The following is a 22928-nucleotide window of genomic DNA, read 5'->3' on the forward strand; positions in this document are numbered from 1 at the left end:
GGATATTGCGTATATTTAACTATAATGGTAAACTTTAGTAGAACCCGGGGGATGTTGAGAAGAAGAGTGGAATTATTATTTTTATATTAAAATTAAGTGGATGTTCAAGGAGGATATTTATAATGAAAAAAGTTATGATTATGAATCTTATTGGATGTAGCGCAGCTACTGCATCAGCAATTATGGCCGCTTTAGATTGGATTTCTTATGCTTCTTTACTATTGTCTCTAACTGGAATTGGTGCTGCAGCTTCTGCAGCTGTTTGGAGCTATCGTGCTACAATTTTAGGAATGACTAGAATGGGTAAGAGGGCTGCAGCAAGAGCTCTTTAAAAAGGACATTAGGGGGGCAAAATTGCCCCCTAATTATGATGAGGTGTATTCTAAAATTTAATTTTAGAATGATATGTTTATAGGGTATTAGAGTTATGTAATAGAAGAGGCACACAGCTATTTGTGTATTAAAAAACATAACGATTTATTAATTTACTTATATTAGGGAGATAAAAATGTTTAAGTTAATACATAAAAGGGGCATAAATTTATTATCTTTTTTGCTACTCATTCTAGTAGTGGTCGCAAATTCACTTTTTACAATTAAACAGTTTAAAGTTATTGAAGAATTTCATAAAATGGAAATGCCGTTACAATTATTTACAGATTCTTTTGTCACAGTCTTTTTAATTTTAATACAATTGGTTGTGAGTATTACAGTGGTAGTAATAGAAACATTATTTATTACTTTTAGTACAAATTTTATTACTCATAAAAAACTAAAATTCAGCAATTTTTTTCCAATAATAGTTTCTGCGAATATAGCATCTGTGTTATTAAATATGGTTATTTTTTCGATTGCTGGTTTAAACAATTTATACGATGTTCAATGGATAGGGTGGTCTCCAGGATCTCAACTATTTTTGGCAGGTTTTGTTTATCTATATTTACTTAATTTAGATGATTCTATTTCGAATAGATTGAAAATAAAGCTAAGTACAATTATATTTTTAATAACTTATGGTTTGACAGTTATCTTTCAAATGATGATTACTTTTATTTAGTCTAAATAACTTTAGGAGGGTGTAATAGATGGAAAAGAATTTTAAGTTTAAGATGAAAGTAATGTTAGTAGTATCGATTTTATTTGGTGTAGTAGCGGCATATAGTTTGATAAAAACTGTTATAAATTTATTAGGAAATTAAAGCGGATGAAATACTTTAAATTTAAAAGATTGATGAAAAAAAGAAAAGCATTTGCAAATATGGAAGTTTTATTTGGGGATTTTTTAAACAAATTTGCCGATGGCGATAAAAAATTATTGCTATCTTTTTTTTATAATATAAATATATGTATTACATTTGTTTCAATTTTGGCACCAATCTTTGTTTATGAATTAATGCATTATTTTCGTTCGTCTATAAATCCCTTTTATAGTGCGACTGTCTATCTTTTTTTAACAATTTTGATGACAGATATTAATAATGATGATTATGATTCGGAAGAAATTGAGAATATTTCTCAATGGATGCATAAGGCTCAAAACAATAATTTTAAATTACTTATCATAGAAAAATTGCTACGGACATTTGGAACAAAAATTCTTTTTTATTGTATTTTTAGTATCATTTTTATGGTTGAGCTGCAGTTTAGTTACATAACAATATTTATATATGAATGCTTGGTGATAGTAATAGTTTCAGCGATTATTCTATCAAAATTTTTATGGAGTAATCATCAGATTATCTTTTTCTTTATTCATGGACCAAACTATACGAAAAAGAAAGAGCATATAATCAAGTATCAAAACGGCAAGCAGTTGGATAAGTATCGAATGGCGTTAGCTCGATCTTGCCAAAATAGAACTTTCTTTTTACATATATTTTATACTTATCTGTTTGCAATAGCTTCACTATTGATAATCGGCATTTTAAATTTTTATTTTAGCATTAATAAAATTATTATAATTTCCGTTTATTTAGCTGTTGAAAGTGCGATTCTTAGTTTTCTATCTCAAGGAATTATAAATAGCTCAAAAATGTTACAAACTTCTAACTTGAGTGATTTTTATTATATAAGGAAGTTTGATAAGAAAACATATTTTGAGGATTTACTTTCCAAATTTCTGTCAAGAAAGCTTATAGTAATTCTAATTAGTTATTATATTGGTGCATTTATGTTTTATGGAACTTCATTGTTTACAGGTATTACTATTTTTGGTTCAACAATTATTTACTTCTACTCAATAAAAATCATAACTAAAAGAGTATACCGCTTTAAAAAATTATCAATAGAAGATATAAAAAATAATTTCTTTATGTACTTTTTTAATCCTATTGAAGATTTGTTAGTTTTAGGTTTACCATTTGTAACATGTAGTCTTGTGGCTGTTTATTCAATGAAGCTAGGGAATTTATATCCTGTAATGGGCTTTTTTATCGTTTATTCTATTTATTTGGTATTTTATAATTTCCTAAAAAAAGAGAGGTAAAATATGCTGGAATTAATAAATATAAAAAAAAAATATGGTGAATCAACTTATATTTTTGATGGAGTAAATTTAAAGGTAGATGAAATGAAGATTTTAGAGTTAGTTGGTAAAAATGGGATAGGAAAATCAACTTTATTGAATATAATTGGTGGAATGACAAAGTTTGATGGGGAAGTTATATTAAAGAAATCTTCATTAAAGAACGATTTTAAAGAGTATATTGCAAATGTCTCATTAATTGGTAATACACCGTTCTTATACGAATATTTAACGCCTTCGGAAACAATAGATATGGTACTATCTTTTATTAATAGAACTAGATTAGATTCGTCTTTAGAACATTTGATTCAAGAGATTGGGCTTGATAAATATCAAAATACATATACACGTGAATTATCTTTGGGAACTAGACAAAAGCTGTCATTAATATTGGCTCTTCTAGCTTCACCTAGCTTAATTCTTCTTGATGAACCTTTTGTTAATTTTGACATTAGGTCAAGGAAAGTTACTTTGGATTATTTAAAGGATTACATAATTCAAAATAGATCAATTTTAATTTATGCCACGCATTCAACAGATGTTGATTTAGCAAATTTTTCGGATGGAAAAATAATTTTAAAAAGGGATGAGCGATTGAATAAATTAATTTTGGAGAGTGATAACTGTGAAACCTAAATTATTTATCCTTTGTTTTATTGCTTGTTCAGTTATAGGGAGTTTATTTTTCTTTCTGGGGTTTTTATTGCTGCCTAATGAACAGTTTAGTCCTAATTTAAAGCCCTCTTTCATTACAATTTTTAGTAATAATTTAGAAATTCATTTGTTTACAATAATTTTCTCGATTATTAGTTTTGGCTTTTTTTCTTTAATTTTTTTATTTGAACAGTTTTTTTACTTAGGGTTTTCTTTCCATAGCTTGATAGAGAGAACGTCTTTGAAAACAGCAGCATCTTATTTTGCAGGCCATGGAATAATTGAGATCATAAATATGTGTTTTACTGCAACAATAGGTGTATATGTAGCGGTATCCATTATTAATATAATTAGAAAAAAAGAACTTAGTAAAAATTCTTTTATCATATTAGGGAAAAAAATTTTGATTTTACTAGTCATAGATCTAGTACTTTTATTTGTTGCTGCATTATTGGAAACATATTTATCTCCGCTATTAGTTGATAGAAGTTATATAATTTAATTTATTATGATTCAGATTCATATTTTTTACTAAATTACACCGATAGGGGAGCAAGATGAAGAGACCTACAACGAAATTACAGTAAGTCTCTTATTTTGTTATGTAAATACAAATTGTAACTTCAAAAGTTTAATATATTTAAGAGTAATTTTTTTATCTTTTTAATTGAATAGATAAATTTGTATTAACGAAATGAAATTGTTAACTTCTTCGATGGTGTGTACTTCATTTATCTTCTATATAACTTGGATGGAGCAAAGAAGTTAGGCGGGGGTCGGGCTGCCGTAAACGCCCGATTGGTGAAGGCTAATAATCAGTGGGGGATGCCCCCACTGATTAAAGTTTCACTTTATATGGAAAAGTAAAGAACTTGTTATTTTACTAGAATAAGAGTAGACTTTGAAGTAGATGAATAAGAAACACATGGGAGTTTGTGGATACAAACTGAGAGTATGGCTACTAGTCCGTCATTGACCATTTGAACCTGTTGGATAATGCCAGCGTAGGGAGAGTGTAAAAGCACATGTTCAGGCACTTTGCGTACGCGCAAAGTGTCTTTTTGTGTATCTCCCATCATTATAGTTAGGAGATGAAAAGGATGAATATGAAAGAAATTAGTAAAGTAGTGGATTTGGTGAGAGAATCTAATCCGCTTGTTCATAATATTACAAATGTTGTTGTAACAAATTTTACTGCTAACGGTTTGTTGGCACTTGGGGCATCGCCTGTAATGGCGTATGCAAAAGAAGAAGTAGCAGAAATGGCTAGCATTGCTGGAGCGTTAGTATTAAATATGGGGACACTTCGTCCTGAAGAAGTAGAAGCTATGCTACTCGCGGGTAAATCAGCAAATACGAACAATGTGCCAGTACTATTTGATCCAGTTGGTGCAGGAGCAACTTCGTATCGAACAGAAGTTGCGAGACATATTCCGGCTGAAATCGATTTAGCAATTATCCGCGGAAATGCAGCTGAAATAGCAAATGTTATTAATGAGAAATGGGAAATTAAAGGGGTAGACGCTGGTACTGGAAATGGAAATGTTGTAAGTATTGCAAGGCAGGCAGCAGACGAACTAAATACAGTTGCGGTCATTACTGGAAAAGAAGATGTTGTTACAGATGGAGAGAGAACTATTGTTATTCGAAACGGTCACCCTATTTTAACGAAAGTTACGGGAACAGGTTGTTTACTAACTTCTGTAATAGGAGCATTTGTAGCAGTAGAAAAAGATTATGTAAAAGCAGCAGTAGCCGCATTAACGTTTTATGGTGTAGCTGCGGAACTGGCAGCTGTTAAAACAGTAGAAAAAGGGCCAGGTAGTTTCCAAATTGAATTTTTAAATCAATTAGCGAATACAACTTCAGCTGATATTGAGAAGTATGGGAAGATTGAGGAGTTAGAGTAAGGGGGATGAAACATACGATGCGCATTGAAACAAAGAAAATGTCTAAGTTATTACAAGTGTATTTTATTATGGGAAGCAATAACTGCACGAAGGATCCTTTAGCTGTATTGAAAGAAGCGTTAGATGGTGGAGTGACACTTTTTCAGTTTCGCGAGAAGGGGGAAGGTTCTTTAATCGGAGAAGATAGAGTGCGCTTTGCAAAAGAATTGCAGACGCTTTGTAAGGAATATAGTGTTCCTTTCATTGTAAATGATGATGTAGAATTAGCCATTGAATTAGATGCAGATGGTGTTCATGTAGGACAAGATGATGAAGGAATTACATCTGTTCGTGAAAAAATGGGAGATAAAATTATCGGCGTATCTGCTCATACAATTGAAGAAGCACGCTTTGCAATCGAAAATGGAGCAGATTATTTAGGCGTTGGACCTATTTTCACAACGAGTACGAAAAAAGATACGAAAGCGGTTCAAGGAACGAAAGGATTAGCTTATTTTAGAGAACAAGGAATTACAGTGCCAATCGTTGGTATTGGTGGGATTACAATTGAAAATACAGCAGCAGTTATAGAAGCGGGTGCGGACGGTGTTTCAGTTATTTCAGCAATTAGTTTAGCTGAATCTGCGTATGAAAGTACGAGAAAATTAGCTGAAGAAGTAAAGAGAAGTTTGTAGGGAAGGACGTGTAGTATTTTAAGTGCTACATGGAGAAATGGACTGCCCCAAATTTTAAACAAACGTTTGATTAAAAAAGCACAAACCTTTTTAAATAAGGGTTTGTGCTTTTTCTTTAAAACATAATAGAAATTAAAAGCATTCCAATGCCGATAGAAGTAAATGTTGCGATTAAACCTGGAATCATAAAGCTATGATTTAATACGTATTTACCGATACCTGTTGTACCAGTACGGTCAAAGTTAATGGCAGCAACGATTGTTCCATAGTTTGGAATGAAGAAATATCCGTTTACTGCAGGGAACATTGCAATCAGTAGTGCTGGTGGAATACCAAGGGATAGTCCAAGTGGCATTAAGGCACGTACTGTTGCTGCTTGGCTGTACAGTAAAATAGATAGAATGAATAGCGCGATGGCAAATAGCCAAGGTGCACTTGTTACTAAATGCTGAATGGATCCTTGAATCATATTTAAGTTTCCGTTAAAGAAAGTATCTCCCATCCAAGCGATACCGAAAATAGCAACAACTGCTGTTGCCCCTGCTTTAAAGACGTTACCAGACACAATGCTTTCTACATTTGGTTTACAGAAAATAATAATAAGAGCCGCGATAGTTAACATGACCATCTCAATTGTGTTCGGCATGGAAAGGCGAGCTAACTTCCCATCAACTATCCATCCTGGACGAAGTGCTTCAAATGAACCAAGAAGTACAACAAGGAAGGTTCCTACAAGGAAAAGGATAACTGATAATTTTGCGCCCTTTACACCTACAAATTCTTTTTTCTCTTCAAGCTTAGGAATCATTCCTTCTTTTAATCGTTTTAAGTATTCAGGGTCCTCACTTAATTCTTTTCCCATCTTACTAGCAACGAATGCTGCTAACATACAAGCAATGAAAGTGGAGGGAATACTCACTTTTAAAATATCTAATAAAGTGATTTTATAGTCAGCTAACATTGCTAAAAGAGCAACTGTGGCAGCTGAAATTGGACTAGCTGTAATTGCTTGTTGAGAAGCGATTACGGCAATCGACATTGGGCGTTCCGGTCTAATCCCTGATTCACGAGAGACTTCTGCAATAACAGGAAGTACAGAATAGGCAACGTGACCAGTGCCTGCACATAGTGTGAATAAATAAGTAACAATTGGAGCAAAAAAAGTAATACGCTTTGGATTTTTTCGTAATGCCTTTTCAGCTAGATGAACAAGATAGTCCATTCCTCCAGCAGCTTGCAAAGCACCAGCAGCTGTAATTACTGCCAAAATCATAAGCATTACATCGATAGGAGGCGCGGTTGGTTGTAAGTGGAAGACAAAAACGAGTATTGCCATACCAACTCCACCCATTACTCCTAAACCAACTCCGCCTAGGCGTGCACCAATAAAAATACAGAGTAACAAGGTAAGAAATTGTAGCCAAAACATGATAAACTACCTCCGGAATTCATTAGTTAAGATATATTCGAATAGTTTAATTTGAATGAAAATTAAATAAATACCCGAAGAAATCCTTGTTGTTTATACATTTTTTATTATATAACACAAAAAAAGTAACATTCACGTACTTTTTGAAATTATTTTGAAAAAGCAATGCATTAAAAATTTGTATTTATATCTCTAAATAAGTAGACATTTTGATTTATATGTTGTAATCTTTGAAAGAGAATAAATTAATTCTCATAGAACTCCCATATCGTTCAACTCGTTCAGCGAGAAAGGCAAACTGATGGAAACATGAGGACGCAAAACTACAGGAGCTAAGGTCGAAAGGCTACGCTAGCCAGTTACCGGACGGATAGGGTTGGTCTTGGCCAATGCTTTTACATTGGCTTTTTTTTATTCTCGAACATATTGAGAAACATTTTCAAACAAAATATTCATATATTTTGTTTTTTTGTTTATGTTAATTAAGGAAGGTGGATATTAATGAAAAAATATTGGCATAAGTTATCGTTCCTTCAAAAGAACGTCTTATTAACCGTATTAGTTATTTTGACACTTGTTGGAAGTATGGGTGCACTAAGTTTCAACATGTTTCAAAATAGTATGATGTCTTTATTTGAAAGGCAGTCTATTGAAACAGGAGAAATAGTATTGAAAAAATTGGATGTAGAATTAGTTAGAGACATGGCGAAAGATCCTACAGCCGAAAAAGTGAAAAAAGAAAAGTTAACAGAGAAATTAGATGAAGTGTCAAAAGAATTGAAAAGTGTTGGACAAACGTATGTTACAGGAGCAAAGCCGAATGAAAAGCGAGAATTACAACTCGTTGGTTTGACTACAGAGTTAACAAAAGCGTTCCCTATAAAGCCGGGAGATTATTATGAACAACCCGCTCATTGGATGAAGGCATACGATAAAGTCATTGATACGAAAAAGGCCCAAATGACAGAAGTATATGAAGATGAAATAGGTTCGTGGGTGACAATATTAGAACCAATTACAGATGGAGAAAATAATATTGTTGCAATTATTGCGGCTGACTTAGATGCTTCCATTGTTCCTATTACAAAAGAGAAGTTTATGATACAGGGCTTACTCTTTATCATTATTTCATTAGCAATTGCGACTATTACTCAATTCTTTATCGTGCGTCACTCGTTAGCTCCATTAAAAGATTTACGAGAAGGGTTACGTAAAATTGGTGAAGGTGACTTAAGTATTAAATTAAAAGAAAGACCAGATGATATTGGAATTATTAATGTTTATTTCAATAACACGATTGAAAAATTTAAAGGGATTATAGATAAAGTAAGGCAAACTGCTGAGCAAGTTTCTTCTTCTTCACAAGAATTGTCGGCGAGTACAGAGGAAAACAGCATGGCAGTTCAAGAGATTGCAAGTTCTATTGAAGGTTTAAGAGTAGGGGCACAGTCTCAAAAAACTTCAGTACAACAATGTTTAGGAATTGTACATGGAATGGAAGATAAGGTAGAAGAGATAACTGGGGCTGCGAAACAAGTTGCGGTTGCTTCTGAAGGTATGGAGCAACATTCAATTGAAGGTAATGAAGTGATTGGACAAATTATTAATCAAATGAGTTTAATTCAAAATGCAGTACAAGATTTATCTTCCATCATTTATTCGTTAGAAACAAGGTCAAAAGAAATTAGTGATATCGTAACTGTAATTACAGGTATTTCAAATCAAACAAATTTATTAGCTTTAAATGCTTCTATTGAGGCTTCACGTGCTGGAGCAGCGGGGAGAGGGTTTGCAGTTGTTGCTGATGAAGTACGAAAATTAGCAGAACAAACGGAAGCGTCTGCTAAAGATATAGCGAAATTAATTGGTGAAACACAAGCTGAGACAGAAGATGCTGTAGTTTCAATGCAAAAAGGTTCAAAAGAAGTAGAAACTGGAATTTCACTTGTTCAAAGTAGTGGAAATTTCTTTGAAAAAATCTCCAAATCAGCGCAATCTGTTACAGATCAAGTAAAAGCTGTTTCGGGTAATTCGAGTGACATTTTACAAAATAGCCAGAATATCGTTCAAGTCGTAAATGAATTATCACATATTGCAAACACTTATGCCAACAGCAGTAGTAATGTTGAAGAAAGCATGAAAGAGCAAGAAATATCAGTACAAGATATTGCAGAATTAGCGACTTCTTTAAGTTGGCTTTCTCAGGAATTACAAGAGCTTATTGGTGAGTTTAAAAGCGAATAAGGAGAAAGTTCAATTCTAATCAAAGGGGATATCTCCGCTACTGATTATGAATTGAACGAATCTGCCCGTTAATAAGGGATGAAAAAGGTGTGAATTTTCACACCTTTATTATATTTAAGAGAGGAATTTACATAAATATGAAATTAGCAATTTCTTATAATGAGATGGTAAAAGAATTTTTAGGGAAAGTAGAAGGAAGTATTAAAATACCTAAAGATGTGCAAGGAACGGAACTTAGGATAAAAAGGAAAACTGAACTATTTCCAAATTTGACTCATATTGTAGATTTAATAGGAGCGACTGCAACGTGGTTATATCATATTTCTAAAGAAAAACATATTGTCGTGCTTTATCATGTAAGAGGAAGTTTATTTCCGATTACTATTGAAGTTTCTAATTTTCTCTCCTATGAAAGTTTGAATTTACAGATTGAAGAGCAACTGGAACAAATTAAAGAAATGAATGAGGAAGAAATAGAAGAGTTTCAAAACGGTAATACATTATATGAAATGTCACCTATTATTATTGGTGAAACATATTATGAGCTACAAGACACGAATACATTACAATTTGTATTTAGTAAAAATATGCAAAGTGTAGAAATAATATTTAATAGTGTTAATTGGAAGGAAACAACGATTACTCGTTATGCACAACAAATACAAGGTGTTTTAATTGGTACATCACGAAATAAGAATAATTATATAAAGAATTTTAATATTATTACAGAGGCCGAGATGGCACTTTATAGTCAAGTGAATGATACGACAGCAGTATATCCTGAGAAAAGTATCGTCGATATGTTCTATAATACTGTTACTCAATTTCCAAATCGTATAGCTTTATCTTCAAGGGAAGGTACTTTAACTTATGAGGAGCTAAATAAAAAAAGTAATCAAATAGCTCATATGTTAATTAAAAATGGCGTCCAATTAGGAGACTATGTTGGAATATTTATGAAACGTAGCATAGACACAGTAGTAAGTATGGTAGCTATATTAAAAGCTGGTGCAGCGTATGTTCCGATTGATCCAGATTATCCGGAAAGTAGAATACAGTACATTATTCAAGATAGCCAAGCGAAAGTTATATTGATGAAAGAGACGCCTATAACATGTGATGGGGTTCAAACAGTTTCAATGTATGATAGTGAAACTTGTGAAGATATAGATGTAAAGTTGTCTATTCATTGTGATGATGTAGCTTATATGATTTATACATCTGGTTCAACAGGGAATCCAAAGGGAACGATGTTAGCACATAGAGGCGTTGTTAATCTGTACACTTGGATGCAAAAGCAATATGAATTGACAGAAGAGGATGTATTTGCCCAATTTCCTTCCTTTAGTTTCGATGCTTCTGTATGGGAGTCATTTGCTTCTTTATTCTGCGGAGGAAATTTGTATGTATTATTAGAGGAAGAGCGATTGTCTGTAGAAGCATTTGCAAATGCAATCTATAAAGTGAAAGCAACTTCGATCTTGGCATTAGCAACAATTTTTGTTCGACAAGTAGCAACTTATTTAGCAGAAGAAGATATATATAAGCTAGCTTCCCTAAAAAGAATTGCGATTGGCGGTGAAATGTTGCCTGTAGAGGTTATTAAATTGTGGAGAGAAAGAATAGGTACAAATGTTGAAATTCATAATGTATACGGACCGACAGAATGTACTGTAGTGACGACAACCTATAAAATACCTAGTCAGTTAAATGAGGATGTTGCGAGTATTCCCATTGGTAAACCATGTGCTAATTATCAAGTTATGATTTTGGATGAGAATATGAATCTTTGTCCAATTGGTGTACCTGGTGAATTATATATAGATTCAGTAGGATTAGCAAAAGGGTATTTTAATAAGCCTAATAAAACAATGGAAGCTTTTATTCAGAACCCTTTCAATCCTATAGTTAATATATATAAAACAGGTGATATTGTTAAGTTGTTAGAGGATGGAAATATAGAATTTTTACATCGGAAAGATGATCAAGTAAAGATTAGAGGACATCGTATTGAACTAGGAGAAATCCAAAGTAAAATTTCTCAAAATCATAATATAAAAGAAAATGCTGTTTTTGCTAAGAAGAGTAAGGAAGGTAGCCAATATTTAATCGCGTTCTATACAACTTTAAATAAAAAAGAAATACCAGAATTAGTTTATCAGTTACAAGAGCAATTACCAGATTATATGGTGCCATCTAAACTAATTTATATTAATGAATTGCCACTTACACCTAATAAAAAGATTGATGTGAAGAAGTTAGCTCAGCTAGAAGAAAAGTATGAACCGGTTCGTCTACAAGAATATGTTGCACCTTCTAATAAAGCAGAGAAACAAATAGCGCGCGCTTGGGCGGAAGTATTAGGAATTTCAAAAGTTGGAGTACATGATGATTTCTTTACAATTGGTGGACATTCATTAAAAGTATTACGAGTCTTAACATTGTTAAAAGAAGATTTTTCACATTTAACAATTCAAGATTTCTTTAAAGAAAGAACGATATATGGATTAGCTCGAATTGAGCGAGAAGTAAAAGTAGAGAAAGAAGAAGTATTTCGTGAATATAAAGTGATTCACGAACCAGATACTATTACGTATGCAAACGTTTTGGAAGAAACCCAGATTTTAAATGTCTTTTTAACAGGAGCTACTGGTTATTTAGGATCACACATATTATATGAATTGTTGAGAGATACATCTGCTACTATTTATTGTTTAGTAAGACCAACCAAAGATGTGCAACAAAGAATTATAGATACATTAACAGGCTACTTTAGTGATATATGTGAAGAATGGTTACAGCGTATACAGGCCGTAGCTGGTGATCTGGGGGAAGAGTATCTTGGGATGAGCGAAGAAGAATTTATGTTCATCAGTTCTAAGATGGATACGATAATTCATTGCGGTGCAGATGTAAGACATTTTGGAGATGTAAAACAATTTGAAAATATAAATGTCCAAGGAACTAGCCGTATGCTAGCATTAGCGGAGAAAGGTGCTACATTCCATTTTATTTCTACAATTGGTATCCCGTTAGAATTAGCGGTAGATCAATGGGATACATACATGAAAACTGGTGATTTTAATTACAGTGTAGACTTAGAGAATGTATATTCAAATAGTAAACTACAAGCGGAAAACATTGTTCGTGAAGCAATGAAAAATGGTTTGCGCGGAAATATTTATCGTGCAGGTAATTTAGCATGTCATTCAGAAACAGGTTCGTTCCAACAAAATATTGAAGGAAACGCATTTTATCGTCTTATTAAAACAATGCTATTAATTGGGAAAGCACCAAATGTGAAGTGGAAAGTTGATTTCACACCAATTGATTTTGCTAGTAAATCAATTGTATCGTATTTAAAAGATTCGCAAATTGTAGGAGAGACGTTACATATTTGTCATCCACATCAAATTGAGTTTGAACAATTTATACAGTTAATTGGAGAGTGTGGATACAATCTTGAAATGGTTCCACTTTCAGAATATGTAAATACCGGACTTGAATTAGCGAAGGAAAATGAAGTAATAGCAGAGTTAATTGCTTCTCAAGTTGCAGGAGATGGAGCGCAGCAATCTGAAATTGTAATGGGTACGCGTAGAACGAATGAATGGATTAAGAAAAAAGAATTGATAGTACCAGCAATCAATAAAGAATTTATACAGCAGTTATTAGCTCATGGTGAAAAAGTTGGATATTTTCCAAAAATAATGAAATGATTATGCATGCTTTTGTTTGTTCAATAAAATAAATCATGCTACAATGAAAACGAATTAAGGACCGGGGAGCCAATTGGCTGAGAGGATGTAAGTAAACATCGACCCTCAACCTGATCTGGATAATGCCAGCGTAGGGAGTTACTTAAAGTGATGTAGCATATGTTATTCTATAATAACTTGCATACAAGGCTTTCCTACGCAGTAGGAAAGCCTTTTCTTATTTTTGAAATCTAATTTTATAAGGGGGATTTTATTATGTCACAACAAGTTACAATGTCATTTTCAGTAGTACCACAAGCGAAAACGAAAGATGTATATTCTGTTGTCGATAAAGCAATTGAAGTTGTGCAACAATCGGGAGTTCGTTATGAAGTAGGGGCAATGGAAACAACTTTGGAAGGAGAATTAGATGTACTTCTTGATGTCGTTAAACGTGCGCAACAAGCTTGCGTCGATGCTGGAGCAGAAGAAGTGATTACTTCTATTAAAATCCATTATCGTCCAAGCACTGGTGTAACGATAGATGAAAAGGTTTGGAAGTACCGTGATGAATATGCAAAACCAGAAGCAATCTAAACTTATTACAACTATTTGGCTTATCCTTCTCATTGCGATATGGGAAGGATCTGTTTCATTATTTAAAATCGAACCGTGGATTTTACCAAAGCCTTCTGCCATTGTTCAAGAATTAATTGGGATGAAAGATTTACTATTACCAAATACGATGCAAACACTGCAGGAAGTTATAATTGGACTATTCTTTGCAATTTTATTGGGGACGAGCATCGCAATTATTATGGACGTTATACCGTTATTTCGTATTTTAATAAATCCATTGCTCGTTATTTCGCAAACAATTCCAATTGTTGTACTTGCACCGCTATTTATTATTTGGTTTGGATATGGGATGTTGCCGAAAGTAATGGTCGTAATACTCGTTTGTTTCTTCCCAATTGCGCTTAGTATTTTAGAAGGTTTTCAAACAGTAGATAAAAACATGTTGAAGCTGTTACAAACAATGAAGGCGACAAAATGGCAAGTTTACCAGAAAGTAAAATTTCCAGCAGTGCTTCCATACTTTTTCTCCGGTTTAAAAATTGCAGTTACATATAGCGTAATGGGGGCAATTATCGGAGAATGGCTCGGTGCAAGTGAAGGATTAGGCGTTATGCTTACGAGGGCTACAAAATCCTTTTTGACTGCCCGAGTATTTGGTGTTGCAGCAATCATCGTTATAGTGACATTATGCCTGTATTTTATCGTAGAGTTTATGGCAAGAATAACAGCACCATGGATATATAGAAAGGACGGCAGAAAATGAAAAAAGGTTTGAAAGTTATGTTAGCTGCCTTAGTAGCGGTAGGTGTGGCTGGATGTAATCCGGCGAAGAAAGAAGAAAGTGCAAGTAAAGATCAAAAAGTAAAAGTAGTATTAGATTGGTTTCCAAATACGAATCATACTGGCTTGTATGTAGCGCAAACGAAAGATTATTACAAAAAGCAAGGATTAGATGTAGAAATTATTCAACCAGGTGACAATGTAACAGCAGAGCAAATGATAGCATCAGGAAAAGCAGACTTCGCAATAAGCGCACAAGAAAATGTAACATTAGCTCGTGTGGAAGGAATTCCTGTTGTATCTGTAGGAGCGATTATTCAGCATAACACTTCAGCGTTTGCATCGCTTAAGAAAGATAATATGACGTCACCGAAAGATTTTGAAAGTAAACGTTATGGCGGCTGGGGAGGACCAGCGGAAGAAGCGACATTAAAGACGATTATGGATAAGCATCAAGCTGATTTTAATAAAGTTGAAAAAATCATCTTAGGACAAACAGATTTCTTTAAATCAATCGGCCGTGATGCAGATTTCGAATGGATTTATTACGGTTGGGATGGTATTGAAGCGAAGCGCCAAGGAAAAGAGTTAAATACGATTATGGTGAAAGACTTAGATCCAGCGCTTGATTTCTATAGTCCTGTTATTATTACGAGTGAAAAACATACGAAGCAAGATAAAGACTTTGTGAAAAAGTTTATGAGTGCAACAACAGAAGGTTATAATTTTGCAATTAAGGAACCGAAAGAAGCTGCTGATATTCTAATTAAAGCTGTTCCAGATGTAAATAAAGATTTAGTTCAAGAAAGCCAGAAATGGTTAAGTACGAAGTATCAAGATGATGCGAAAGCATGGGGAGTACAGAAGGAAGAAATTTGGACGAATTACATGAATTTCTTATATGACAACAAAGTTATTAAAAAGAAAATCGATGTAAAAGATGCTTTTACAAATGAATTCCTTCCAAGTGAAAAATGAGCGGATTACAAATAAAAAATATAGTGAAATCTTTCGACGGAAAGAATGTATTAGAGAATATTAGTGCCTCTATACAAGAGGGAGAGTTTGTTTCTTTTGTAGGACCGAGTGGTTGTGGGAAAAGCACATTATTAAACATGATTGCAAATGTTGAAAAACCAACAAGCGGGAACGTAATGTATAAAGATAAGCAAGTACAAGAGCAAGATGTTGTTAGTTATATGCCACAACAAGATTTATTACTACCGTGGCGATCAGCTTTGCAAAATATCGTTCTTCCGTTAGAAATTGAAGGAAAGCCGAAAAAACAAAGGCTGACAGAAGGAATGGAAGCATTAAAGCAGTTCGAACTAGATGAATATGCAGACCATTATCCAGATGAATTGTCTGGTGGTATGCGTCAAAGAATTAGTTTTCTGCGCACATATTTATGTGAAAAGCCAATTATGCTGCTTGATGAGCCTTTTGGAAAGTTAGATGCATTTACAAAAATGGAAGTACATAGCTGGCTTTTAAACTCTTGGCATCAAGAGAAGCAAACAATCGTTATGGTGACACATGACTTAGATGAGGCAATCTTGCTTTCAGATCGCGTATTTATTTTATCTCAAAGACCAGCGTCAATTGTTGGCGAGGTACAAGTGAAATTACCTAGACCGAGAACGATGGATATGTTAACATCACTCGAATTAAAAAAGGATAAAGAAGAGATTTTAAGTGTGTTAGCTCCTTATATGAAAAAATAGAAAAAGCCTTTTAACAGTTTTTAGTATAATTACTGTTAAGAGGCTTTTTTTAGAATATGAAAAGATGGAGAAGGAACAAAAGGGAAAATAGAGAATAGAATATAACAGAGTAGTTTATACTCTTAATATAACAAATGTTAAAGGAGTGAAAGGATAAAATGACTTTATCAACTGTTCTTCAAATGGTTTTAGCTTGATATGGGAGAAGTCTGCCCATTTTTTAAGATTAAGCTAAATTGAAGACAGCAGGTAAAGAACCTTAATCCTTTTTTACGATAATATGTAATGGGTAAGGTGTATTCACCTTACCCATTTTTATATGCATAATTAAATAAGGCTTCATACTGTTGGTCTCTCTATTTAGCTTATGGACGATAAGTAAAGGAGAGAAAAAAATGAGTATATTAACAGTAGAAAATTTAAGTCATTCGTATGGTGAGAAAACCATCTTATATAATGCGTGCTTTCGATTATTAAAGGGGGAGCATGTTGGGTTAGTAGGGAAAAATGGGATTGGAAAATCAACACTGCTAAGAATTTTAACAGGAGAACTTATACATGATGATGGGAACATTGAATGGTTTCCACATGTGAAGGTTGGATTTTTGCAGCAGCATATAGATTTACAAGAAGGGATAACAATTGAAGGATACTTGCAAAGTGCATTTTCTAACTTGTATGCAATTGAATACGAAATGTTAAAAATTGCAAAAGAGATGACTGAGGCAGTAGAAGTAGAAAAATTGTTAGTAAGGTATGGAGAGTTACAAACTATATTGGAAAACTCTAATTTCTATCAAATTCATACAGAAATTGAAGAAGTAGCAATTGGTTTAGGGCTGTTTGAAATAGGATTGGAAAAGGATGTTTCAAAGTTAAGTGGAGGACAGCGGACAAAGTTATTACTAGGAAAGCTTCTTCTAGAAAAAGCTGATGTTTTATTGCTAGATGAACCAACGAACTATTTAGATACAGCACATATAGAATGGTTGCAATCGTACTTGAAGTTGTATGAAAAAGCTTATATTATCATTTCGCATGACGAAGTGTTTTTGAACAATATTACGAATGTCATTTACCATCTAGAAGAACGAAAAGTTAAGCGATATGTAGGGGATTATGAAAAGTTTTTACAAAGTTATCAAGTGCAAAGGAAACAATTACAATCGGCGTATGTGAAACAACAAAAAGAAATTGCTCAGTTAGAAACATTTATTCAAAAAAATAAAATTCGAAAAGCAAAACAGGCAAAAAGTCGAGAGAAAGTATTGGAGAAAATGCGAAGGGTTGAAAAGGTAAATAATGTACCTCAGTCCTGTTTTGCTTTTACTGTTTATAATGAACCAGTAAGTCGTATATTACAGGCTGAGAAACTAAGAGTGGGTTATAGTGAGCCGTTATTTCCAGACTTGAATTTACAAGTGAAAAAAGGAGAAAAGATAGCTATTGTTGGTCAGAATGGTATTGGAAAAACGACAATATTAAAAACGTTATTAGGTCAAATAAAGCCGCTAAGCGGTTCGATTTTTGTTGGGGACCGAGTAAATCCTGCTTATTTTGCACAGGAAGAGTTTGCTTCAGAAATAACACCGTTAGAGAAAGTTTGGGCACAACGACCAGATATGACAAAGAAAGAAGCGCGCCAAGCATTAGCGAAGTGTGGATTAAAAGAAGAACACGTATTAAAACCTATTCGTTTATTAAGCGGTGGAGAGCAAACGAAAGTGCGTTTATGTGAACTTATCGTAACGAAAAGCAATGTTTTAATTTTAGACGAACCGACTAATCATTTGGATGTAGAAACTAAGATGGCTTTACAGGAAGCGTTACAACAATACAAAGGAACGATTTTAATTGTCTCACATGAACCTTCTTTCTATGAATCGTGGATAACAAAAGTATGGAATATAGAAGATTGGAATGCTGAACAATATGAATAAAGAAAAGGCATTAGCTTTTATGAGCTAATGCCTTTTCTTTGTGATTAACATGATTTTCGAGAACTCTTACATGAGAATTGTATGAAGAAGCACTCTTATGGTGCGCTTATAAGCGTGCTTTTTCTTTTGTTATATTTATAATAATACGAAAGCCTTTCCCTAACAGGTGACTATCTTTCTTTATATATATATAGATAGTTCAAAACGGAATGAAAATAATTCCTATATGTAAAGGATAATGTGGATATTATAGGAAGACAATAGAAATTAAAGGAAATTCATGTAAAATTCAAATGAACTTCATATAAACTTCATATTAGAAACTAAATATAATCATAATAGGTTATTGTGATATTTTTGATTTTTCATAAAATTAAAAGTTTGAATTTAGGAAGTCTTGCTCGAACCTAAATTCAAACTTTAGTGAAATAATTAATGGATATTACGTCTAGTTTTCGCTAATGACGGCATTTAAAAGTTCGGCAGGATTACCCGTTCCTGCACCACCAATTGTAATAGATCCACCAGGAGGAATTTCGCCATTCCATCCTGCGTTCGTAATTACATAATGATTATTTGTTTTACTACTAATTTTAGAATCCCAAACTTGTGTTAAATTGCCGCTATAATCAAATTCTAATTTCCAATTTTTAATAGGAGTCGTTCCATTATTTTTGATTATAATCGAGAAGTTATAACCGCTGCCCCAATTCGAAGTGACTGAAAATGTAGCAGTGCCATTTCCATCAGGAGGTGTCGTATTAGCTTCATCCGTTTTGACAGTAAGAGCGGTAGGTTGTGATTTATTTCCAGCAGCATCTTTGGCAATTACTGAAAATGTGTATTCCGTATTAGGTTTTAAGTTTTTAATTGTAATGCTATTTGTTGTTGCACTCCATTTTTCTTCTCCGGCAGTAATTTCGTATTCAGTAACGCCTACGTTATCAGTGGATGCAGTCCAACTTAATTGAACTGAGCTTGAATTTTTATTCGTAACTACAATATTTTTAACATTTGTTGGTGGCTCAGTATCTTTTTGACTAATAGGTCCACCAAGTAATTCTTTTACTAGCGTATCAAGTAATTTTGGACCACTACAACTATATTTTGGACTTGTACGGCAATCCCCGCTTAGTTCCCAAAACATTGCTCCACTTAAACCCTTCGTCTTTATATAGTCTGTTTTATATTTCATAGATTCATTGTCATCGTAGCTAATAAATGTGCCTGTAGTCGCATTATATAAGTAAGGTACTTTAGCTGTGTCATTCCAGTAGCGTACAAAACCATTTTTATTAACGTAATTGGCTGCTAAATCACCGTAATCATACACACCTGTGTCACCGGTAGAATAATCATCCCAAGTACCTTTAGAAGCAAGTTTCCCATCACTACCTGGTTTGCAAGGTTGATATTGTCCGTTATTTTCTTTTCCACAACTTTTCCAGCCACGTCCGTAAAAAGGTACGCCTAATACTAGTTTATCCACTGGAACACCTTCATTTGTATAAACATTTATAGCACCATCTACGTAAAAATTCGTATTTGCTGCTGGGTCATTTGGATCCTTGTATAGAGCTGCATTATGATTAGAAGTAGCTTCCCATCCACCGTGGAAATCGTATGTCATAATATTAATCCAATCGAGTATTTGAGAAATTTTCTTTAGCTCTGTATGATCAGCGTAGCGTTGGCTTGCACCTGACGCGATTGTTAGTAAATATTGTTTGCCATCTTCAGCACCTGCTTTATTCAAAGCATTTCGGACGTCTTGAAGAAGGAGAGTGAAATTTTGTTTATCTTCAGGACGATAACTACCACCAGGAATCGTTTCAACGCCCGGATATTCCCAGTCTAAATCTACGCCATCAAACCCATATGCGCGAAGAAAAGCTACTGTAGATTCAGCAAATACTTTTCTTGTTTTTTCATCAGCGGCCATATCAGAAAAGCGGTTAGACCAAGTCCAGCCACCAACGGAAATAATTGTTTTTAAGTGAGGATATTTAGCTTTTAATCGTTTTAGTTCTCCGAAATTTCCGCAACGGGCATATTTATCACAATCTTCCCAAGTTGTACCTGAGCCAGGATACGATTTGGTAACATCAGCCCATGGTTCACCGAGTACGAGAGTACCATTAGGAACCTCTTTATTTTGCAATGGTACACCAGATTCTTTACAGTTCCACGTTTGTTTATTTGGATTATCAGGATGGGTAGAAGGATTTCCATGTTTTCCATTCCAACAAATATCCGCGAAAGCATAGTTAAGGTGAGTAAGTTTTGATGCATCAATGTCAGCAACTTGATAATTACGTCCGTAAACGCCCCACGAAGGAAAGTACCCAACAATTTTTTGACTTTGCTTTGGTGAATCTGCTAATGCGAGATTTGGAGTAATAAAATTTGTGAGAAAAAGAGGTAAGAAAAGTAGTAAAGATAGTAATAGCAGTGTGAATTTTTGAGACCTCATAGCCATTTCTCCTTTCAAAATAAAAGATATATTTAAAGGCATACGCCAATAAATCAAAATGAATCTAGACGTATGAAACGTCTAGATAAAATGATCAGACATCACGAAGTCTATACAAGGGAGCTGGGGGTGATTAAATCGTAACAAATGTAAGATTTAGTGTAAACGCTTTATTCAGTTGTAAAAGACTTTCTCAATACAAAAAGGCTTGAATACAAACTATATATGAAAACGAAAGGTCGGTATGGGAGGAAATAGCTCATTATAAATAAATTTGAGAAAAAATTGTATGGAGCCAATTATTAAAGACGTAGAAAGATAAGGAAATATCATGTAAAATAATAGTAAAAATATGTAAAGGAGGGAACGGTGTGGATGTGTTTTTGAACATTGCTGAAGAAAAAATTCGACAAGCGATACGGAATGGTGATCTTGATTATCTTCCGGGAAAAGGAAAACCACTACAATTAGAAGATCTTTAAATGGTACCTCCAGAACTTAGAATGAGTTATAAAATTTTAAAAAATGCGGGAATGATTCCACCAGAGATGGAACTACAAAAAGATATATTAAAAATAGAGGATCTAATTGCTTGCTGTTATGATGAAGAAGAGAGAAAGAAATTAAGAGAAGAGTTAACAGTAAAAACGCTTCGTTTTCAGCAGGTAATGGAAAAGAGAAAGATTAAAGATAGTTCAGCTTTTCGTATGTATCAAGACAAAGTATTTCGTAAACTACGCTAAGAGGGATAAGATGACTACATTTAAAACGATAGAAGAATTAGCGACCTATATCGAAGAACAACAATTGGTACTTCTGTTTATTAAAACGGAAAATTGTGGTGTTTGTGATGTTATGCTAAGAAAAGTAAATTGCGTATTAGAGAATTATGATTACTTAGAGAAAATAGAGATATTACTACAAGACATGCAAGAGATTGCGGGGCGATATGCCGTATTTACAGGACCGACAATTTTATTATTTTATAATGGAAAAGAGATCCTTCGGGAATCGCGCTTCATTTCAATTGAAAATCTAGAGAGAACCATTCAATTATTCGAGGAATAAGGGAGGCTTTTATATGGAATTTATTATTGTCATACTATTATTTGTTGTAGTTGGAATAATCGTAACAGCAGTTCGATCGAACAAAAAGAAGGTAAATCTTACAAAACAAAATAACATTCATAATTCATCTAACAGCTCATCACCATTATTTTTCTTTGCTGGATCTGATAATGATAGCTCGCATGATGGTGGCTCACATGATTGTGGAGGGTCTTTTGGCGGAGATAGCGGAGGAAGCTGCGGTGGCGGTGGTGATTGATGAAAATGCGCCTTATATAGGCGTATTTCTTTTTAAACAAACGTTTGATTAGTTGGCTTACATATTGCATAAACACAGTTAAACAAACGTTTGATTAATATTTTTAATATACTAAGGGGAATGGAAATGAAAAGGGAACCGAAAGTGAAAAATAAGGGGAAAGTAGTGTTATTTTTATTAGCTGCGGGAGGCGTATTTCTTGTTAAATTAGCATTTAAATTTGGAACGATACATATGATTCGAACTTGGTTTGAAAGTACGTTTTCTTAAATAAGGAATATATCCTCTTGCGATAGAGGTTTTTGATTTGTTATTATTAGACTGAACGGTCGGTTTAAAGAGGTGTGAATATGAGAAGAAGCGCAGAAGAGATAAAGAAAGAAATTGCATATAAAGCAGAAAGTCTATTTTCACAGAAGGGCTATGCAGCTACATCTATGGAAGAGATTTGTGAAATTACAGAGCGAAGTAAAGGAAGCATTTATTATCACTTTAAAAGTAAAGAAGAATTATTTTTATTTGTAGTGAAACAGCATACGTATGATTGGGTTGAAAAATGGAATGAAAAAGAGAAGTTGTATAGTACTAGTACTGAAAAACTATATGGTCTCGCGGAATATCATGTAGAGGACATACAGCAACCAATTTCAAATGCAATAGAGGAATTCTCTATGAGCCAAGTTGTAAGTAAAGAGATTCTGGATGAACTGTTAGCTTTAACTAGAGAATCATATGTTATGTTTGAGAAATTAATTGAAGCAGGTATACAGTCTGGAGAGTTCCGTGAAGATAATGCTCGTGATCTTATGTATATTGTGAACGGATTATTATCAGGGCTTGGAGTACTTTACTACGAGTTAGATTATAAAGAGCTGAAACGTATTTATAAAAAGGCAATAGATGTATTGTTAAAAGGAATGGCAGCTGAATAATAAGTCAGTTGCTTTTCTTACAAAACAAATTAGACCGAAC

The 22928-nt window shown here is 33.6% G+C and carries 20 protein-coding genes, 1 pseudogene and 3 riboswitches; of the genes and pseudogenes, 19 read left to right on the forward strand and 2 right to left on the reverse strand.

Going from position 1 to position 22928, the window contains the following annotated elements:
• Positions 1-122 precede the first annotated feature (122 nt).
• The 7 genes from ATL10_RS20170 to thiE all read left to right on the forward strand — a co-directional run bounded on the left by ATL10_RS20170 (position 123) and on the right by thiE (position 5762).
• On the forward strand, positions 123-332 hold the full coding sequence (locus ATL10_RS20170; protein ID WP_090978215.1) for a hypothetical protein: 210 nt from the start codon (positions 123-125) through the stop codon (positions 330-332).
• A gap of 176 nt (positions 333-508) precedes the next feature.
• Entirely contained in the window at positions 509-1057 is a 549-nt protein-coding gene (locus ATL10_RS20175) for a hypothetical protein (RefSeq protein WP_097913222.1), read from the forward strand.
• 174 nt (positions 1058-1231) lie between these two features.
• Positions 1232-2485: a sugar transporter gene (locus tag ATL10_RS20180; RefSeq protein ID WP_257130310.1), complete on the forward strand. Its 1254-nt coding sequence runs from the start codon at positions 1232-1234 to the stop codon at positions 2483-2485.
• A 3-nt stretch (positions 2486-2488) separates the two neighbouring features.
• Entirely contained in the window at positions 2489-3160 is a 672-nt protein-coding gene (locus tag ATL10_RS20185) for an ABC transporter ATP-binding protein (RefSeq protein ID WP_090978220.1), read from the forward strand.
• Entirely contained in the window at positions 3150-3680 is a 531-nt protein-coding gene (locus ATL10_RS20190; protein WP_098236015.1) for a stage II sporulation protein M, read from the forward strand. The genes ATL10_RS20185 and ATL10_RS20190 overlap by 11 nt, the downstream gene beginning before the upstream one ends.
• A 413-nt stretch (positions 3681-4093) precedes the next feature.
• Positions 4094-4206: riboswitch (TPP riboswitch) on the forward strand.
• Positions 4207-4278: 72 nt separating this feature from the next.
• Entirely contained in the window at positions 4279-5088 is an 810-nt protein-coding gene (gene thiM, locus ATL10_RS20195) for a hydroxyethylthiazole kinase (protein WP_097924646.1), read from the forward strand.
• A 5-nt stretch (positions 5089-5093) separates the two neighbouring features.
• Positions 5094-5762: a thiamine phosphate synthase gene (gene thiE, locus ATL10_RS20200; RefSeq protein WP_097924644.1), complete on the forward strand. Its 669-nt coding sequence runs from the start codon at positions 5094-5096 to the stop codon at positions 5760-5762.
• A gap of 115 nt (positions 5763-5877) precedes the next feature.
• On the opposite strand, the gene ATL10_RS20205 is transcribed toward thiE, so the two are convergent.
• Positions 5878-7191 (reverse strand): anaerobic C4-dicarboxylate transporter family protein, encoded by a 1314-nt coding sequence (locus tag ATL10_RS20205; protein WP_064532153.1) that lies wholly within the window; start codon positions 7189-7191, stop codon positions 5878-5880.
• A 282-nt stretch (positions 7192-7473) separates the two neighbouring features.
• A riboswitch (cyclic di-GMP riboswitch) is annotated at positions 7474-7558 on the forward strand.
• A 134-nt stretch (positions 7559-7692) separates the two neighbouring features.
• On the opposite strand from ATL10_RS20205, the gene ATL10_RS20210 reads away from it, so the two are divergent.
• The 7 genes from ATL10_RS20210 to ATL10_RS20240 all read left to right on the forward strand — a co-directional run bounded on the left by ATL10_RS20210 (position 7693) and on the right by ATL10_RS20240 (position 18156).
• Positions 7693-9435, forward strand: a complete 1743-nt coding sequence (locus ATL10_RS20210; protein WP_000761077.1) for a methyl-accepting chemotaxis protein — start codon at positions 7693-7695, stop codon at positions 9433-9435.
• Positions 9436-9572: 137 nt separating this feature from the next.
• Complete coding sequence (locus ATL10_RS20215; RefSeq protein ID WP_110497390.1) at positions 9573-13154, forward strand: non-ribosomal peptide synthetase family protein; 3582 nt, start codon at positions 9573-9575, stop codon at positions 13152-13154.
• 52 nt (positions 13155-13206) lie between these two features.
• Positions 13207-13308: riboswitch (TPP riboswitch) on the forward strand.
• A gap of 101 nt (positions 13309-13409) precedes the next feature.
• Positions 13410-13730, forward strand: coding sequence for an MTH1187 family thiamine-binding protein (locus ATL10_RS20220; protein ID WP_000082906.1), 321 nt, complete (start codon positions 13410-13412; stop codon positions 13728-13730).
• Positions 13702-14475 (forward strand): ABC transporter permease, encoded by a 774-nt coding sequence (locus ATL10_RS20225; protein WP_001057164.1) that lies wholly within the window; start codon positions 13702-13704, stop codon positions 14473-14475. Before ATL10_RS20220 ends, ATL10_RS20225 begins: the two co-directional genes overlap by 29 nt.
• Complete coding sequence (locus tag ATL10_RS20230; protein WP_090978234.1) at positions 14472-15470, forward strand: ABC transporter substrate-binding protein; 999 nt, start codon at positions 14472-14474, stop codon at positions 15468-15470. Before ATL10_RS20225 ends, ATL10_RS20230 begins: the two co-directional genes overlap by 4 nt.
• Positions 15467-16216: an ABC transporter ATP-binding protein gene (locus tag ATL10_RS20235; protein WP_000016079.1), complete on the forward strand. Its 750-nt coding sequence runs from the start codon at positions 15467-15469 to the stop codon at positions 16214-16216. Before ATL10_RS20230 ends, ATL10_RS20235 begins: the two co-directional genes overlap by 4 nt.
• A 395-nt stretch (positions 16217-16611) precedes the next feature.
• Positions 16612-18156 carry an ABC-F family ATP-binding cassette domain-containing protein gene (locus tag ATL10_RS20240; protein ID WP_064532160.1) on the forward strand — a complete coding sequence of 515 codons (1545 nt, stop codon included), beginning with the start codon at positions 16612-16614 and terminating at the stop codon, positions 18154-18156.
• A 448-nt stretch (positions 18157-18604) separates the two neighbouring features.
• On the opposite strand, the gene ATL10_RS20245 is transcribed toward ATL10_RS20240, so the two are convergent.
• Positions 18605-20629: a glycosyl hydrolase family 18 protein gene (locus tag ATL10_RS20245; protein WP_071714726.1), complete on the reverse strand. Its 2025-nt coding sequence runs from the start codon at positions 20627-20629 to the stop codon at positions 18605-18607.
• A 371-nt stretch (positions 20630-21000) separates the two neighbouring features.
• On the opposite strand from ATL10_RS20245, the pseudogene ATL10_RS20255 reads away from it, so the two are divergent.
• From ATL10_RS20255 to ATL10_RS20275, 5 genes and pseudogenes are all read left to right on the forward strand, one after another.
• Positions 21001-21372, forward strand: a pseudogene (locus ATL10_RS20255) (DnaJ family domain-containing protein).
• A gap of 10 nt (positions 21373-21382) precedes the next feature.
• Positions 21383-21697, forward strand: coding sequence for a thioredoxin family protein (locus tag ATL10_RS20260; protein WP_071714727.1), 315 nt, complete (start codon positions 21383-21385; stop codon positions 21695-21697).
• Positions 21698-21710: 13 nt separating this feature from the next.
• On the forward strand, positions 21711-21956 hold the full coding sequence (locus tag ATL10_RS20265; protein WP_000394364.1) for a hypothetical protein: 246 nt from the start codon (positions 21711-21713) through the stop codon (positions 21954-21956).
• Positions 21957-22082: 126 nt separating this feature from the next.
• On the forward strand, positions 22083-22226 hold the full coding sequence (locus ATL10_RS20270) for a hypothetical protein (protein ID WP_000817981.1): 144 nt from the start codon (positions 22083-22085) through the stop codon (positions 22224-22226).
• Positions 22227-22306: 80 nt separating this feature from the next.
• Positions 22307-22888 carry a TetR/AcrR family transcriptional regulator gene (locus ATL10_RS20275; protein WP_001254447.1) on the forward strand — a complete coding sequence of 194 codons (582 nt, stop codon included), beginning with the start codon at positions 22307-22309 and terminating at the stop codon, positions 22886-22888.
• The last annotated feature ends 40 nt before the right edge of the window (positions 22889-22928 follow it).

This window comes from Bacillus sp. 196mf (assembly GCF_003217275.1).
In the GTDB taxonomy this organism is placed as follows: domain Bacteria; phylum Bacillota; class Bacilli; order Bacillales; family Bacillaceae_G; genus Bacillus_A; species Bacillus_A thuringiensis_S.

Coding starts and splice junctions, on each gene's coding strand:
- ATL10_RS20210 (WP_000761077.1), top strand. CDS start 7,693: ATGAAAAAATATTGGCATAAGTTATCGTTCCTTCAAAAGAACGTCTTA.
- ATL10_RS20180 (WP_257130310.1), top strand. CDS start 1,232: ATGAAAAAAAGAAAAGCATTTGCAAATATGGAAGTTTTATTTGGGGAT.
- ATL10_RS20230 (WP_090978234.1), top strand. CDS start 14,472: ATGAAAAAAGGTTTGAAAGTTATGTTAGCTGCCTTAGTAGCGGTAGGT.
- ATL10_RS20205 (WP_064532153.1), bottom strand. CDS start 7,191: ATGTTTTGGCTACAATTTCTTACCTTGTTACTCTGTATTTTTATTGGT.
- thiE (WP_097924644.1), top strand. CDS start 5,094: ATGAAACATACGATGCGCATTGAAACAAAGAAAATGTCTAAGTTATTA.
- ATL10_RS20220 (WP_000082906.1), top strand. CDS start 13,410: ATGTCACAACAAGTTACAATGTCATTTTCAGTAGTACCACAAGCGAAA.
- ATL10_RS20270 (WP_000817981.1), top strand. CDS start 22,083: ATGAAAAGGGAACCGAAAGTGAAAAATAAGGGGAAAGTAGTGTTATTT.
- ATL10_RS20215 (WP_110497390.1), top strand. CDS start 9,573: ATGAAATTAGCAATTTCTTATAATGAGATGGTAAAAGAATTTTTAGGG.
- ATL10_RS20260 (WP_071714727.1), top strand. CDS start 21,383: ATGACTACATTTAAAACGATAGAAGAATTAGCGACCTATATCGAAGAA.
- ATL10_RS20170 (WP_090978215.1), top strand. CDS start 123: ATGAAAAAAGTTATGATTATGAATCTTATTGGATGTAGCGCAGCTACT.
- ATL10_RS20185 (WP_090978220.1), top strand. CDS start 2,489: ATGCTGGAATTAATAAATATAAAAAAAAAATATGGTGAATCAACTTAT.
- ATL10_RS20175 (WP_097913222.1), top strand. CDS start 509: ATGTTTAAGTTAATACATAAAAGGGGCATAAATTTATTATCTTTTTTG.
- ATL10_RS20275 (WP_001254447.1), top strand. CDS start 22,307: ATGAGAAGAAGCGCAGAAGAGATAAAGAAAGAAATTGCATATAAAGCA.
- ATL10_RS20225 (WP_001057164.1), top strand. CDS start 13,702: ATGAATATGCAAAACCAGAAGCAATCTAAACTTATTACAACTATTTGG.
- ATL10_RS20245 (WP_071714726.1), bottom strand. CDS start 20,629: ATGAGGTCTCAAAAATTCACACTGCTATTACTATCTTTACTACTTTTC.
- ATL10_RS20265 (WP_000394364.1), top strand. CDS start 21,711: ATGGAATTTATTATTGTCATACTATTATTTGTTGTAGTTGGAATAATC.
- thiM (WP_097924646.1), top strand. CDS start 4,279: ATGAATATGAAAGAAATTAGTAAAGTAGTGGATTTGGTGAGAGAATCT.
- ATL10_RS20240 (WP_064532160.1), top strand. CDS start 16,612: ATGAGTATATTAACAGTAGAAAATTTAAGTCATTCGTATGGTGAGAAA.
- ATL10_RS20235 (WP_000016079.1), top strand. CDS start 15,467: ATGAGCGGATTACAAATAAAAAATATAGTGAAATCTTTCGACGGAAAG.